We start from the raw sequence: 14978 nt of genomic DNA, 5'->3' as shown, positions 1-14978 counted from the left end.
GCGGCGTGTCGTAGACTGAGAGATGCGCTGTGGGTGAGGCATGCCCGCAGTCACGGCGCACTCCAATCCACCATACGATTCCATCCATCCATCGGAGCCCCACTACATGACTTCCGGCCTCGCAACTCCTTCTGCTGCCCCGCAGGTTGCGGTCAACGACATCGGCAACGAGGAAGACTTCCTCGCCGCCATCGACAAGACCATCAAGTACTTCAACGACGGCGACATCGTCGACGGCACCATCGTCAAGGTGGACCGTGACGAGGTCCTCCTCGACATCGGCTACAAGACCGAGGGCGTCATCCCCTCGCGTGAGCTGTCCATCAAGCACGACGTCGACCCGAACGACGTCGTCGCCGTGGGCGACAGCGTCGAGGCCCTGGTTCTCCAGAAGGAGGACAAGGAAGGCCGCCTGATCCTGAGCAAGAAGCGTGCGCAGTACGAGCGCGCCTGGGGCGACATCGAGAAGATCAAGGACGAGGACGGCGTCGTCGAGGGCACCGTCATCGAGGTCGTCAAGGGCGGCCTGATCATGGACATCGGCCTGCGCGGCTTCCTGCCGGCGTCGCTCGTCGAGATGCGTCGCGTCCGCGACCTGGATCCGTACATCGGTCAGAAGCTCGAGGCCAAGATCATCGAGCTCGACAAGAACCGCAATAACGTGGTCCTGTCCCGTCGTGCGTGGCTCGAGCAGACCCAGTCCGCGGTCCGCCAGAACTTCCTCAACGAGCTCAAGAAGGGCCAGGTCCGCAAGGGCGTCATCAGCTCGATCGTCAACTTCGGCGCCTTCGTCGATCTCGGCGGCGTCGACGGCCTCGTGCACGTGTCCGAGCTGTCCTGGAAGCACATCGACCACCCGAACGAGGTCGTGCAGGTCGGCGACGAGGTCACCGTCGAGGTGCTCGAGGTCGACCTCGAGCGCGAGCGCGTGTCGCTGTCGCTCAAGGCGACGCAGGAGGATCCGTGGCAGCACTTCGCCCGGACCCACCAGATCGGCCAGATCGTGCCCGGCAAGGTCACCAAGCTCGTCCCGTTCGGTGCGTTCGTGCGCGTCGAGGAGGGCATCGAGGGCCTGGTCCACATCTCCGAGCTCGCCGAGCGTCACGTCGAGATCCCCGAGCAGGTCGTCCAGATCGGCGACCAGGTCATGGTCAAGATCATCGACATCGACCTCGAGCGTCGCCGGATCTCGCTGTCGCTGAAGCAGGCCAACGAGACCGAGGTCGCGACCGAGGCCGACGACTTCGATCCGACCCTCTACGGCATGGCCTCCTCGTACGACGAGGAGGGCAACTACATCTACCCCGACGGCTTCGATCCGGAGACCGGCGAGTGGCAGGAGGGCTTCGACGAGGCCCGCGCCGCGTGGGAGAAGCAGTACGCCGAGGCGCACGAGCGCTGGGAGGCCCACAAGAAGCAGGTCGCCGAGGCCGAGAAGGCCAACCTCGAGGCCGGCCAGATGGGCGAGTACACCTCGACCGCCGTGGCGGACGAGCCCGTGGGTGGCTCGCTGGCGTCGGACGAGGCGCTGCAGGCCCTGCGTGAGAAGCTGACCGGCGGCGAGTGATTCGCTGACCGCACGACGAAACCCCCGACCGTTCGGTCGGGGGTTTCGTCGTTCCTGGGAGGTGGGCTCAGAGGCCGAGCGGGGTGCCGAAGTCGTCCAGGTGGTGACTGCGGGGAGCGGGGCGGACGCCGAGTCCGTCGTGGGCGATGGTCGACCACAGGCGCGCCGCCGAGAGCACGGCGACCGTGGCCAGCAGGAGAAGCAGGACGATCATGGCATCAATTCTCCGTTCAGTGATATCCTGCCACCAGTGGCAGTGATGACAGGTAACGTCAAGATCCCGCCACATCCATGACGGGCCCGGGAGGCAGCATGAAGAAGGTCGCGATGGTGGTGTCCGACGGCGCCGAGCCGTTCGGGATGGGCGTGATCTCCGAGGTGTGGGCCGAGCAGTACCACCCCCAGGACGAGAATCCCGTGTTCGACTTCGTCGCCTGCACGGCGGAGCCCGGAATCGTCCGCGGAGCCACGGGGTTCGACTTCGTGGTCTCCCAGGGATTCGACGCGGTCGCCGGAGCCGATCTCGTCGCGGTGGCCGCCAAGCGTGACTACACGCGTGAGGATCCGCGGGTGAGTGAGCTGCTGCGCGCCGCCCACGCGTCGGGTGCGACGATCCTCGCCTCGTGCACGGCCGCCTTCCAGCTCGGCCAGGCGGGGCTGCTCGACGGTCGCCGGTGCACGACCCACTGGCGGTACGGTCCCGAGCTCGCCGCGTCCTTCCCCGATGCCCTGGTCGACACCGACGTCCTCTACGTCGAGGACGACGGGATCGTCACGGGCGCCGGCTCGGCGGCCGGCATCGACGCGAACCTGCACCTCATGCGCCGGTGGCACGGCGCCCGCGTCGCCGCCACGGCCGCGCGCCGGATCGTCGTGCCTCCACACCGCGACGGCGGACAGGCGCAGTTCGTCCGGGCGCCGATGCCCGTCATTGAGGCCGAGACCCTCGCACCGGTGCTGGACTGGGCCGAGCAGCACCTCGCCGAGCCGTTGACCGTCTCGGCGCTCGCCCGCCGCGCGCACATGTCCGAGCGGACGTTCGCCCGGCGATTCCGCGACGAGACCGGCACCACGCCCTGGCAGTGGCTCGTGGGCCGCCGCGTCGCGATGGCCGAGGAGCTCCTCGAGACCTCCGAGCTGGCCGTGGAGCAGATCGCCCAACAGGTCGGCTTCGGCAACGCCGCGACGTTGCGGCACCACTTCGGCGCCGTGCGCGGGACGAGTCCGCAGGCCTACCGGCGCTCGTTCACGTGCCTCGACAGCGCCTGAGGCCCGGGCGCCGCGTTTCGCGCCGCGGTGACGAGGGGTTCCGAAGGGTTACGAGAGCGCCTCACACGTGAACGTATGGCGACCGTGAATGAGACACCGAATGAGAATTCGCCGCGGTGGGTGGCCCGGCGTCACGTCGAGTGACACCCCGAGGGCATGTGACATGCATCACAGGGCCTCGCTGGGAAGGGGTGTTCCGACTGGGTTCGGGCACGTCGTTGTGGTTGACTCGTGGAGGCCGTTTCCCCGACCCCCCACCTCACACATGACCCAAGCCTCCACGCCCGGACGACGACGCAAGCCGGTCGTTCGCGACCCGTGGTACGTCCGCGCCCGCCGTCACGGTGGCGTCGCGACCGGGGTCGCCACCCTCGGGGTCGCCGCCGTCGCGGCACTCGGATCGGCTCCCGTCTCCAGCGCCATCGCATCGGACGCCACGAGCGCACCGGTCGTCGCCGAGGGCGACATCGTGACGGCCGCCCTCGCGGGCAATGCGCCGGCCCGGGTCAGCCGCAGCAGCGCCGAGCGTGCACCCCTGCCCTCGTCGGTCGAGGCCGATGCGCAGGTCGAGGGCACGATGTTCGCCCAGCAGACCGTTCCGGTGCGTGCCGATGCCGCCTCGGACTCGCCCGTCCTCGCCACGATCGCCAAGGGCAAGAAGCTCGAGGTCACCGGCGAGCAGCGCGACGGCTGGACCCAGGTGATCCACAACGACCTCCCGCGCTGGGTCGCCACGAAGCTCATCGACGAGGACGAGCCCGAGCTCGCCCCGACCGAGGGCACGATCTCGCAGGCACCCTGCGCCCGGGGATCGGCCGTCGAGTCCGGCCTCCAGCCCGACACGGTCCGTGTCTACCGCGCGGTGTGCGCCCGCTTCCCGCAGGTCGCCAACTACGGAGGCGTCGCCGGCCGTGGTGAGCACGCGACCGGGCACTCGCTCGACATCATGATCCGTGGCGAGCTGGGCTGGGACATCGCCGCCTTCCTGCAGGCGCACCGGACCGAGTTCGGGGTCAGCTACCTCATCTACCAGCAGCGGATCTGGACCGTCCAGCGCGGCGGCGAGGGCTGGCGCGGCATGAGCAGCCGCGGTGGCGACACCGCCAACCACATGGACCACGTCCACGTGACCACCTACGGCAACGCCGGCACGCTCTGATGCTGCGGGTGGGGCTGACCGGAGGCATCGCCTCCGGCAAGAGCACCGTGAGCCGGCGCCTGGCCGAGCTCGGCGCCGATGTGATCGACTACGACCGCCTCGCCCGCGACGTCGTCGAGCCCGGGTCCCCGGCGCTGACCCAGATCCGTGAGCGCTTCGGCAGCGACGTCATCGCGGCCGACGGCACCCTGAATCGGCCCGCCCTCGGCGCGATCGTGTTCGCCGAGCCCGCCGCGCTGAAGGACCTCGAGGCGATCACCCATCCCGCGATCCGGGACCTGGCCGGCGAGCGCGAGGCCGCGGCCGGCCCCGCGGCCGTCGTCGTCCACGACAACGCCCTGCTCGTCGAGATGAACGGGGCAGCCGCGTGCGACGTGGTCATCGTGGTCGACGCCCCGGCTGAGCTCCAGGTCGCCCGCATGGTCTCCGACCGGGGCATGTCCGAGGCTGACGCCGGAGCCAGGATCGCCGCGCAGGCGTCCCGCGAGGTGCGTCTGGCCGCGGCGGACGTCGTCATCGAGAACACCGGCTCGCTGGCCGAGCTGCAGGCGCGGGTCGACGAGATCTGGCACGCTCTCGCCGCGCGCGTCGTCTGACCACCGCACGAACACGAGAGCCCCGGACCGACGTCTCGGTCCGGGGCTCTCGTGATGCGGGCGCTGCTGCAGTGCGCCCGACGGCTGGGGTCAGGCGGCCAGCTCGGGATCGGCGATCTCGCGCAGCTTCGCGAGGGCCTGACGCTCGACCTGACGGACACGCTCCGCCGAGATCCCGTGACGCTTGCCGATGTCGGCCAGCTTCTGCTGGCGACCGTCGAGCAGGCCGTACCGGGCCTTGACGATGTCCGCCTCGCGGGCGTCGAGCCGGTCGACGAGCGCGATCAGCTGGTCGCGGGCGTCGTGGTCGAGCATCGCCAGGTCGGGACCGGGCGACCCGTCGCGGGCGATCAGGTCGCCCAGCGTCGTGTCGCCGTCATCGTCGACGGGGGAGTCGAGGCTCACGTGGTCACGGCCCCAGGCGAGCAGGTCGATGACCCGATCGACGTCCATCCCGAGCTCGACGGCGATCTCGGCCGGCTCCGGGTCGTACCCGAGCTGACGCTCGAGGTTGCGCCGGGCGCCGGAGACCTGGTTCAGCTCCTCCACGACGTGGACGGGGAGCCGCACGACGCGCGCCTGCTGGGCGACGCCACGCGTGATCGCCTGACGGACCCACCAGGTCGCGTAGGTCGAGAACTTGAAGCCCTTGGTGTAGTCGAACTTCTCGACGGCGCGGATCAGGCCGGTGTTGCCCTCCTGGATGAGGTCGAGCATCGGCATCTGCGCCCGGCCGTACTTGCGGGCGATCGAGACCACGAGCCGCAGGTTGGCCTGGATGAACTCCTGGATCGCGTGGTCGCCCTGTTCGGCGAGCCACTCCAGCTCCTCGCGATCGGCGCGCTTGGGAGCGCCGCCCTTCGCGCGGCCGATGCGTCCGGTCTCGAGCAGGTGGCGGGCGTAGAGGCCTGCCTCGATCGTGCGACTCAGCTCGACTTCGCGCTCGGCGTCGAGCAACGGCGTGCGCGCGATCTCGGACAGGTACATACCGACGCTGTCCTTGCCCTCGAACTCACGGTCTTCCACGGTGATCCTCCTGAAGGTGGCTACAGAAGTGACAACGTCGACCGGGGGTCTCGGATTCCTCTCTCAGGATCTTCTTGGATTTGGTGTGTGCGTCTGGTATGTGTCCGTCGTCTCACTGCGTCGCAGCGGTCGCCGTGTCGATGATCCACGCGAGCTCCCAGGCGCGCTGACGCCACGCGGCGTACCGCCCGCTGACGCCTCCGTGCCCGGCCGACATCTCCGTGCGCAGCAGCACGTCGCGCTGGGCGCCGGTGACCTCGCGCAGGCGCGCCACCCACTTGGCCGGCTCGACGTACAGGACGCGGGTGTCGTTGAGCGAGGTACCGGCGAGGATGCGCGGATACGGCTGGGCCGCGACGTTCTCGTACGGCGCGTACGACTTCATGTACGCGTACACGTCCGGATCGTGCAGGGGATCGCCCCACTCGTCCCACTCGATGACCGTGAGCGGCAGGGACGGGTCGAGGATCGTCGTGAGCGGGTCGACGAACGGGACGTCGGCGAAGATCCCCGCGAACGCGTCGGGCGCGAGGTTCGCGACGGCGCCCATCAGCAGGCCGCCGGCACTGCCGCCCTCGGCCACGAGCCGGTCCGCCGACGTCCAGCCGTCCGCGGCGAGCTGCCGTGCGCAGGCGACGAAGTCGGTGAAGGTGTTCTGCTTGGCCAGCTGCTTGCCGTCGTCGTACCAGCGCCGACCCATCTCGCCGCCACCGCGCACGTGGGCGACGGCATAGACGAAGCCGCGGTCGAGCAGGCTCAACCGAGAGATCGAGAAGTCCGGGTCGAGGCTGATCTCGTACGAGCCGTAGCCGTAGAGCAGACCGGGAGCCGTGCCGTCGCGCGGCGTGCCGCGCCGGCACACGATCGAGAGCGGGACGAGCGCGCCGTCCTCGGCGGTCACCCACGCGCGGTGCTGCTCGTAGTCGGCCGGGTCGAAGTCGCCGAGGACGGGAGCGCGGCGGCGCAGCACGCGCTCGCCCGTGCCCGGATCGAGGTCCCAGATCGTGGCGGGCTCGATGTACGACGTGTAGCCGATGCGCAGGAACCGGGGGTCCCACTCGGCGTTGCCGCCGAGCCCGCACGTGAACAGCTCGGCGTCGAAGTCGATCTCCTCGGGCGCCCCGATCTGGTCGCCGGTGATCGGCATGAGGGCCAGTCGCGTCGTCGCGTCGCGGCGGTACGACAGCACGAGGTGCCGCGCGAACGCGTCGACGCCCTCGAGCCGCACGTCCTCCGAGCCGGGGACGAGCACGCGGGTCGCGGTCGGATCGTCGAGGGGGGCGACGGCCAGCTCGAAGTTCACGGCGCCGTCGTTGTGCAGGATCGCGAGCTGGTCCCGGCCGCCCACGATGACGTGCTCGACGGAGTAGTCGACACCCTCGCGGCGCTCCCACACGACCGTGAAGTCCCCGGTTGGGTCACTCGCATCGAGCAACCGGACCTCGCTGGTGACCTTCGAGCCGACCGCGATGACGAGGAACCGCTCCGAGGCGGTGCGGCCGAAGCCGACGAAGTACCGCTCGTCGGGCTCCTCGAACACGAGCACGTCCTTGCCCGTGCTGCCGACCTCGTGGCGCCACACGCGGTGGGGACGCCACGCCTCGTCGACCGTCACGTAGAAGAGGTACCGCCCGTCGGCCGACCACGTCGCGCCCGGGGACGCTCCCGGGACGAGGTCGGGCAGGACCTCGCCGGTGGACAGTCGGCGGACCCGGATCGTGTACCGCTCGTCGCCGTTCGTGTCGACGGACCACGCGAGCAGGTCGCCGTCGTCGGAGAGGCTGAAGGCGCCGAGCGAGAAGAACTCGTGGCCCTCGGCCTCGACGTTCGAGTCCAGCAGGACCTCCTCGCCGGGCAGTGAGGAGCCCGGCTCGACGACCGGCGGCTCCCAGTCGTCCGGCCCGGCCAGCGGCACCCGGCAGCGGATCGCGTACTGCTGGCCCTCGACGGTGCGCGAGTAGTACCACCAGCGGTCGTGACGGACGGGCACCGACATGTCGGTCTCGAGGGTGCGGTCCTTGATCTCGGTGAAGATCTGCTCGCGCAGCTCGGCCAGGTGGGCGGTCGTGTCCTCGGCCCACGCGTTCTCGGCCTCGAGGTACGAGATCGTCTCGGGGTCGTCCTTGTCCCGGAGCCATTCGTACTCGTCGGAGACCGTGTCGCCGTGGTGCGTGCGCGCGAAGGGACGGCGCGGGGCTCGGGGGGCCTCGGTCATGCCGCCACCGCCGTGAGGGACGCAGGAGACGTCGGAGACGGCATGACGTGTTCGTGGTTCCCTGGCAGGCGCTCGATCATGGCTCGACCGTACCCGGCAGCACCGACGCCGGACCGGTGTGGCCGGGCGCGAGGTCGGGGTCGTCCTCGGGCAGGGTCCGGATCGGCCCGGGCGCGGTGAGCCGGGTCTCGAACCGCACGGTGACCAGGCCCATCCCACGGCCCCACACCCACCCGTCGCCGAGCTCGGCGTGATGGACGTCCGTGCCCGGTGACCAGCGGCGGGCGACGGGTGCGGCCGGCTCCGGCTCGACGTCCTCGCCGGGCTCGTCGTGCTCCTCCTGCGTGAACAGGTCGTCCTGGACCCAGTCGGCCAGACCGCTGACCCCGACCCCGAGCAACCGGATGCCACCGCCGGCGTCCGTCGCGTCCAGCAGCCGGCGGGCCGTCGTCGCGATGAGCTTCGGCTGGTCGGTGGGGGCGGGCAGCGTCGTGGAGCGCGTGTGGGTCGTGAAGTCGTGGTACCGGACCTTGAGGGTGACAGTGCGTCCGGACAGTCCGGCCTTGCGCAGTCGCGCCGCCACCTTGCGGGCCATCGCGTCGGTGATCAGCCCCAGTTCGCCGCGGTCGACGATGTCGGTCTCGAAGGTGTCCTCGACGCTCACCGACTTGTTCTCGCGATGCTCGAGCACGGGCCGGTCGTCGAGGCCGCGTGACAGCCGGTGCAACGACGCTCCGGACGCCTGGCCGAGGAGGTCGACGAGCTCCGCCTCGGTGTGGCCCCACACGTCGGACACACGCGTGATGCCGACGTGGTGCAGTCGACCGGCCGTCGCGGGACCGACGCCGGGGATCGCCGAGACGGGCATCGGCCCGAGCAGCTCCTTCTCGGTGCCGGGCGCGACGACGAACGATCCGTCGGGCTTGTCCAGCTCGCTCGCGATCTTGGCCATGAGCTTGGACGAGGCCACGCCCACCGAGCACGTGATCCCGCCGGTCCGCTCGGCGATGTCCGAGCGCAAGGAGTCGACCAGTCCCGTGAGGTCGGCGACGTCCACGTCGCCGGCGGCGAGGTCGACGAAGGCCTCGTCGAGCGACAGCGGCTCGACGACGGGGGAGAGCTCGCGCAGCCGGGCCATGACGATCGCCGACGTGGCGCGGTACGCGTCGAACCGGCCCGACAGGAACGCGGCGTGCGGGCAGCGCGAGCGAGCCTCGGCCATGCTCATGGCCGACCTCACGCCGTAGCGGCGCGCCTCGTACGAGGCCGTCGAGACGACGCCTCGCCCGCCGACGCCGCCGACGATCACCGGCTTGCCCCGCAGCGACGGCTTGTCCCGCTGCTCGACCGACGCGAAGAACGCGTCGAGGTCCAGGTGCAGGATCGACGCGGACGGACGCATGGGCCCATTGTCTGCCGTGCCTGTGGACGCCCGCACCGCGGTCCACAGGGGTCGACGCGAGTGTTCCCGGACCGGACCGCCCGCCGGAAGGCTCGACCCATGAGCCGCCACGACCACGCCTACCGCGCCCACTCCTACGAGGACCTCCTGAACACCCTGCCGACGATGTTCGGATTCGTCCCGCGCGAGAGCGTCATGGGCGTCTGCGTCTCGGGCCCGCGGTGCCGCTTCGGCTTCGGTCTGCGTCACGACCTGCCCACACCGGGGGCCGAGGACTCGCTCGCCCGGGACCTGGCGCCCCACCTGCTCGGGAACGGCGGCGACGGGGTCTTCCTCTTCGCGGTCTCGTCCGAGCCCGAGCGGGCCCGCGCGATGGTGATGGCCCTGCAGGACCTGATCCCGGTCGAGCGGCGGTGGCTCGCGATCTGGGCGGACGACCACCGGCTGTGGAGCGACACCCCGGGTCATCCGCCGCAGGGCGAGCCCTATGCCGTGACGGACCACCACCCGGCGCGGGTCCATGCCGTGGCGAACGGCCAGGTCGTCCTCGCCGATCGGGACGCCCTGCTCGCCGAGGTCGCCGGTCCGACGGGCCCGCGACGGACGTGGCTCGACCTCGCGCACGACCGCGTGCTGGACGACTTCGTGCGGCGGGCGCTGGCGTGCGAGCCCGGCGACCTCGTGACCGCGGAGTGCCGAGCGGTCGCCGCCCTCGTCGACCGTGCCCTGGCGGGGGAGCGGCTCACCGACGGCGAGCTCGTCGAGCTGGCGGTCCGGGTGTCCTCCGTGCAGGTGCGGGACGAGGAATGGCTGCGGATCGACCGCGAGAACGCGAGGGCGCTGCACGCCGTGTGGGCCGCCGCGTCCCGGGTCGCCGCGGCCGACTTCGCGCCCGCCGTCCTGAGTCTCGCCGCGTTTGCCGCCTGGCAGTGGGGCGACGGGGCACGGGCCCTCGTCGCAGCCGAGCGCGCCACCCTCCTCGACCCGGAGTACTCGATGGCCCAGCTGGTCCTCCAGGTCGTCGGAGCGGGCCTGCACCCCGACTCGTGGGACCGGTTCCGCGAGGTCGCCTGAGCCGCTCGGATCGGCGCTCGTGACGGTGATGTGGCCTCGGCTGACCGTCCTGACGCGGGGCCCGCGCCGCCGCCAGCCCCTACGCTGGGGCCATGGGACAGGACGTCGAGGCCCGTGAGTTCACCGGCGAGGACCGCACCCGCTACCGCGCGAAGGTGCGGCGCAACCTCGACGTCCTCGCCTCGATGCTCAGCGAGCAGGACTTCACCGTCCCCGATCCGCACGTCGGCGTCGAGATCGAGTTCAACCTCGTCGACGACCGCGGGGACCCGGCGCTGCGCAACGCCGAGACGCTCGCCGCCATCGCCGACGAGGACTTCCAGACCGAGCTCGGCCAGTTCAACGTCGAGATCAACGTCGCCCCCGCCTCGGTCGCCGGCGACGGCCTGGCCCGGATGGCCGAGATCATCCGCGACGATCTCAACGAGGCCCAGGAGAAGGCGCAGGGTGTCGGCACCGGCCTCATGATGATCGGCATCCTGCCGACCCTGCGCGAGGGCCACTTCACCCGCGACACGATCTCGGCCAATCCGCGGTACCACCTGCTGTCCGAGCAGATCCTCGCCGCGCGTGGCGAGGACATCCAGATCGTCATCGACGGCGTCGAGCGGCTCCGCACCACGACGGACACGATCATTCCCGAGGCGGCGTGCACGAGCACGCAGCTGCACCTGCAGGTCGAGCCGGACGACTTCGCCCCCGCATGGAACGCCGCGCAGGCGATCGCCGGCGTCCAGGTCGCGGTGGGCGCCAACTCGCCCTTCCTGCTGGGACGGCGGCTCTGGCACGAGACCCGCATCGCCCTGTTCGAGCAGGCGACCGACACCCGCAGCGAGGAGCTGAAGATCCAGGGTGTGCGTCCGCGGGTGTGGTTCGGCGAGCGGTGGATCACGTCGGTGTTCGACCTCTTCGAGGAGAACGCGCGCTACTTCCCGGCCCTGCTGCCGGTCCTGGACGACGAGGACCCGGTCGCCGAGATCGAGGCCGGTCGCGTGCCGCACCTGCCCGAGCTGCGCCTGCACAACGGCACGGTCTGGCGCTGGAACCGACCGATCTACGACGTCGTCGACGGCAAGCCCCACCTGCGCGTGGAGAACCGACTGCTGCCGGCCGGGCCGACCGTGCGCGACACCGTGGCCAACGCCGCGCTGTTCTACGGGCTGGTGACCGCACTCACGCACCAGGAGCGGCCCGTCTGGAGCCAGATGTCGTTCCGTGCGGCGGAGGAGGCCTTCCACGAGGCAGCCGTCGCCGGGATCGAGGCCGACCTGTTCTGGCCCGGGGTCGGCACCGTGCCCGTGCGCGAGCTCGTGCTGCGGCACCTGCTGCCGCTCGCCCACGTGGGGCTGGAGCGCCGCGGCGTCGACGGCGCCGTCGCGGGGGAGTTCCTCGACATCATCGAGCGTCGCTGCGTCACGGGCCGCAACGGCTCCACGTGGCTGGGCGCCCAGTTCGAGCGTCTCCACGACCGTTCTTCCGACCCGTTCGAGGCGATGCGAGCGGTCACGCTCCGCTACGGCGAGCACATGCATGAGGGCGAGCCGGTCCACACCTGGCCCGTCGACTGAGGTGGTTCCCGACCCGTTTGTGCGCCGTGGCACACTGGTGGAAAGAGGTTGACCGCAGGCCTCATTGTCATGCCCGAAATCGACGTTGTGAGGTTGATGTGCCGGTGACTCGTGCCGCCCAGACCGCTAAGAAGGCGCCTGCCAAGGCGACGAAGAAGGCCGGCGACGAGGACGCCACGGGCACGAACGGCGCGAGCGCCGCCGCGGCTCCCGCCAAGAAGGCCCCCGCGAAGAAGGCGCCCGCCAAGAAGGCCGCGGCGAAGAAGGCCGCTCCGGCCAAGAAGGCCGCCGCGGGCAAGGCCGAGGTCCTCGAGATCGGCGACGCCGTCGACCTGGCCCAGGTCCTCGAGACCCCCGAGCCGGCGAAGGACAAGGACGGCAAGAAGGTCCTGCCCGACATCCCCGACGACGTCTTCGAGAAGGATCTGGCGACGGATCCGACGCTCAAGGAGGAGGAGGAGTCCGCTTCCTTCACGCTCTCCAGCGCCGACGACACCGACGAGCCGGCCGTTCAGGTCACCGTCGCGGGTGCCACGGCGGACCCGGTCAAGGACTACCTCAAGCAGATCGGCAAGGTCGCGCTGCTGACCGCCGCCGAGGAGGTCGAGCTCGCCAAGCGCATCGAGGCGGGCCTGTTCTCCGAGGAGAAGCTCGCCAAGTCCAAGAAGGTCGGCGACAAGCTCCGCGAGGAGCTCGAGTGGATCGTCATCGACGGCCGCCGCGCCAAGAACCACCTGCTCGAGGCGAACCTGCGACTCGTCGTCTCGCTCGCCAAGCGCTACACCGGGCGCGGCATGCTCTTCCTCGACCTCATCCAGGAGGGCAACCTCGGCCTGATCCGCGCGGTCGAGAAGTTCGACTACACCAAGGGCTTCAAGTTCTCGACGTACGCGACGTGGTGGATCCGTCAGGCCATCACGCGTGCCATGGCCGACCAGGCGCGCACGATCCGCATCCCGGTCCACATGGTCGAGGTCATCAACAAGCTGGCCCGCGTCCAGCGCCAGATGCTGCAGGACCTGGGCCGCGAGCCCACCCCCGAGGAGCTCGCGATCGAGCTGGACATGACGCCCGAGAAGGTCGTCGAGGTCCAGAAGTACGGCCGCGAGCCGATCAGCCTGCACACCCCGCTCGGCGAGGACGGCGACAGCGAGTTCGGCGACCTCATCGAGGACTCCGAGGCCATCGTCCCGGCCGACGCGGTCTCGTTCACCCTGCTGCAGGAGCAGCTGCACGCCGTGCTGGACACGCTCAGCGAGCGCGAGTCGGGCGTCGTCTCGATGCGCTTCGGCCTGACCGACGGCCAGCCGAAGACGCTCGACGAGATCGGCAAGGTCTACGGCGTCACGCGCGAGCGAATCCGCCAGATCGAGTCCAAGACCATGAGCAAGCTGCGTCACCCGTCGCGCTCGCAGGTGCTGCGGGACTACCTCGACTGACCCTCGGCGGCAGCCTCGTCTGCCGTTCGTCCGCTGTCCCATGGGTTACTCTGGGGCGACTGTTGCCATCCTCGGGGAGACCATCTCGTGACCATCCGCACCCGCGCCGGTGTGCTTCGCGGCGCCTGCGTCGGCGCCATGGCGATGCTCGTCGGACTGTCGGTCGTGCCGGCGTCCCTGGCAGCCACCACCGACCCGGCCGCCACCGACGTCTCCGCCGTGGATGGGGCGGGCGCCGATGGCACCGCCTCGCCGGCGGCCGATGACGCCGATGCCGACGCCGCGGCGGCCCCGGCGGCGGCCGCTCCCTGGGGCGCGGCTTACCCGGTCACGCTCGAGACGACGTTCTCGCGACCGTACTTCGACCAGGGCGGCGCGAAGAACTACGACTTCACGCTCCAGAACCAGCTCGAGCGCATCATCCGGGGGTCGTACCTGACGCCGGACGGCAAGCTCAAACCGGCGGCGGCCCGCAAGGCAACCTGGGTGTACTCCTCGGTGTCGCGCATGGAGGACTCCAAGCGCGTCGGCCGTGAGCTGGTCAAGGCCGCGAAGTACGGCGTCAACGTGCGGTTCATCCACGGTCTGGCGACGCAGTCGCCGGCGTCGAAGAAGCTGCAGCGCTCGCTCAACGCCACGCGGACCGGCAAGTTCAAGATCTGCGCCAAGGGCAAGTCGCTGGCGTGCCTCTCGAACGTCAACGGTGCCATCGCGCACACCAAGATCGTCATGGTGAGCAGCACGTACACCCAGAGCGGCAAGCCCGCGAAGGGCGCCATCTGGACCGGATCGTCGAACTACGGCGGCCGCAGCGCCGAGCGCACGTACAACAACGGCGTCATCCTCTACAACGACCCGAAGCTCTGGAAGCAGATGCGGGTCCTGTGGAACGACATGTGGGCCGAGCGCAACGTCGGCAACGACTACCTGAAGTTCGCGAAGAACCGCTCCTCGCGGTACGCGCTCGCCGGGGCCACGTCGATGGGCTACACGAGTGATCGCAACCGATACGGCATGTTCTACTCGAACCTCGCGAACTTCACGATCTACGCGACGCCGATCCGGGCGACGCCGACGAACGGCCGCGATCCGATCCTGAACATGCTGAACCGGGTCGTGCCGGACAGCCAGTGCCGGATCCGGCTCATGGAGAACCGGTTCAAGTACCGCCGGATCGCCCTGGCCTACAAGCTCGCGGCCCTCAACAACGGCGGCTGCCGGATCTCGATCGTGTCGTTCAAGGACGACACCAAGAAGAACTACCTCGAGCACTGCCAGCAGCTGCTGCGCGTGTGCAAGCCGATCCTCGACGTGCTCAAGACGGCGCGCACCGAGGTCGACGCCGCGTACGCCCAGCCGCACGACAAGACGATCCTGGTCGATGCGAAGCTCCGGCCGAACAAGCTGAACCCCGAGGAGCGCACGCCCGACGGCAGGGTCTGGCCGGCCTCCGGCACCCGGGTCAAGCTCGTGCTCGCGGGCTCGGCGGCGCTGACCGGGTCCAACCTAGTCGCCAGCGACGAGATCACGACCGAGACGACCGACGCCACGATCTACGAGGCCTACCTCGAGCACTGGCGTGCGATCAGCTCGAGCAGGTCCTACGGGAGCTGGAAGTACTGAGTTTCAGTCCACGGACACAAGGAAGCGGGGGGGGGTGGTG

The 14978-nt window shown here is 70.1% G+C and carries 12 protein-coding genes; 8 read left to right on the top strand and 4 right to left on the bottom strand.

Features of this window, described 5'->3' with window-relative positions; translation table 11 throughout:
• The first annotated feature begins 106 nt into the window (after positions 1 to 106).
• Positions 107 to 1567 carry a 30S ribosomal protein S1 gene (rpsA, locus tag ACT26F_RS06735; RefSeq protein ID WP_471669737.1) on the top strand — a complete coding sequence of 487 codons (1461 nt, stop codon included), beginning with the start codon at positions 107 to 109 and terminating at the stop codon, positions 1565 to 1567.
• Positions 1568 to 1634: 67 nt separating this feature from the next.
• Here the strand turns inward: rpsA and ACT26F_RS06730 are convergent, their stop codons facing one another.
• Complete coding sequence (locus ACT26F_RS06730; RefSeq protein WP_471669736.1) at positions 1635 to 1781, bottom strand: hypothetical protein; 147 nt, start codon at positions 1779 to 1781, stop codon at positions 1635 to 1637.
• Positions 1782 to 1858: 77 nt separating this feature from the next.
• Between ACT26F_RS06730 and ACT26F_RS06725 the strand changes: the two genes are divergently transcribed.
• The 3 genes from ACT26F_RS06725 (at position 1859) to coaE (ending at position 4591) form a co-directional block, all read left to right on the top strand.
• On the top strand, positions 1859 to 2836 hold the full coding sequence (locus ACT26F_RS06725) for a helix-turn-helix domain-containing protein (RefSeq protein WP_471669735.1): 978 nt from the start codon (positions 1859 to 1861) through the stop codon (positions 2834 to 2836).
• A 265-nt stretch (positions 2837 to 3101) separates the two neighbouring features.
• Positions 3102 to 3995 (top strand): SH3 domain-containing protein, encoded by an 894-nt coding sequence (locus ACT26F_RS06720; protein WP_471669734.1) that lies wholly within the window; start codon positions 3102 to 3104, stop codon positions 3993 to 3995.
• Positions 3995 to 4591 (top strand): dephospho-CoA kinase, encoded by a 597-nt coding sequence (coaE, locus tag ACT26F_RS06715; protein ID WP_471669733.1) that lies wholly within the window; start codon positions 3995 to 3997, stop codon positions 4589 to 4591. Before ACT26F_RS06720 ends, coaE begins: the two co-directional genes overlap by 1 nt.
• Positions 4592 to 4681: 90 nt before the next feature.
• Here the strand turns inward: coaE and ACT26F_RS06710 are convergent, their stop codons facing one another.
• The 3 genes from ACT26F_RS06710 to ACT26F_RS06700 all read right to left on the bottom strand — a co-directional run bounded on the left by ACT26F_RS06710 (position 4682) and on the right by ACT26F_RS06700 (position 9234).
• Positions 4682 to 5578 carry a sigma-70 family RNA polymerase sigma factor gene (locus tag ACT26F_RS06710; RefSeq protein WP_471671664.1) on the bottom strand — a complete coding sequence of 299 codons (897 nt, stop codon included), beginning with the start codon at positions 5576 to 5578 and terminating at the stop codon, positions 4682 to 4684.
• 151 nt (positions 5579 to 5729) lie between these two features.
• Positions 5730 to 7832: a S9 family peptidase gene (locus tag ACT26F_RS06705; protein WP_471669732.1), complete on the bottom strand. Its 2103-nt coding sequence runs from the start codon at positions 7830 to 7832 to the stop codon at positions 5730 to 5732.
• Positions 7833 to 7908: 76 nt separating this feature from the next.
• Positions 7909 to 9234 carry a DNA polymerase IV gene (locus ACT26F_RS06700; RefSeq protein ID WP_471669731.1) on the bottom strand — a complete coding sequence of 442 codons (1326 nt, stop codon included), beginning with the start codon at positions 9232 to 9234 and terminating at the stop codon, positions 7909 to 7911.
• Positions 9235 to 9333: 99 nt separating this feature from the next.
• Between ACT26F_RS06700 and ACT26F_RS06695 the strand changes: the two genes are divergently transcribed.
• The 4 genes from ACT26F_RS06695 to ACT26F_RS06680 all read left to right on the top strand — a co-directional run bounded on the left by ACT26F_RS06695 (position 9334) and on the right by ACT26F_RS06680 (position 14938).
• Entirely contained in the window at positions 9334 to 10308 is a 975-nt protein-coding gene (locus ACT26F_RS06695) for a DUF4192 domain-containing protein (RefSeq protein ID WP_471669730.1), read from the top strand.
• Between the two features lie 92 nt (positions 10309 to 10400).
• Positions 10401 to 11876, top strand: a complete 1476-nt coding sequence (locus ACT26F_RS06690; protein WP_471669729.1) for a glutamate-cysteine ligase family protein — start codon at positions 10401 to 10403, stop codon at positions 11874 to 11876.
• Positions 11877 to 11980: 104 nt separating this feature from the next.
• Positions 11981 to 13315 carry an RNA polymerase sigma factor gene (locus ACT26F_RS06685; RefSeq protein ID WP_471669728.1) on the top strand — a complete coding sequence of 445 codons (1335 nt, stop codon included), beginning with the start codon at positions 11981 to 11983 and terminating at the stop codon, positions 13313 to 13315.
• A gap of 87 nt (positions 13316 to 13402) precedes the next feature.
• Entirely contained in the window at positions 13403 to 14938 is a 1536-nt protein-coding gene (locus ACT26F_RS06680; protein WP_471669727.1) for a phospholipase D-like domain-containing protein, read from the top strand.
• The last annotated feature ends 40 nt before the right edge of the window (positions 14939 to 14978 follow it).

Source organism: Aeromicrobium sp. SP1, assembly GCF_055663785.1.
Note: the sequence above shows the minus strand (reverse complement) of the source record. Positions and strands in the feature narration are given on the sequence as shown.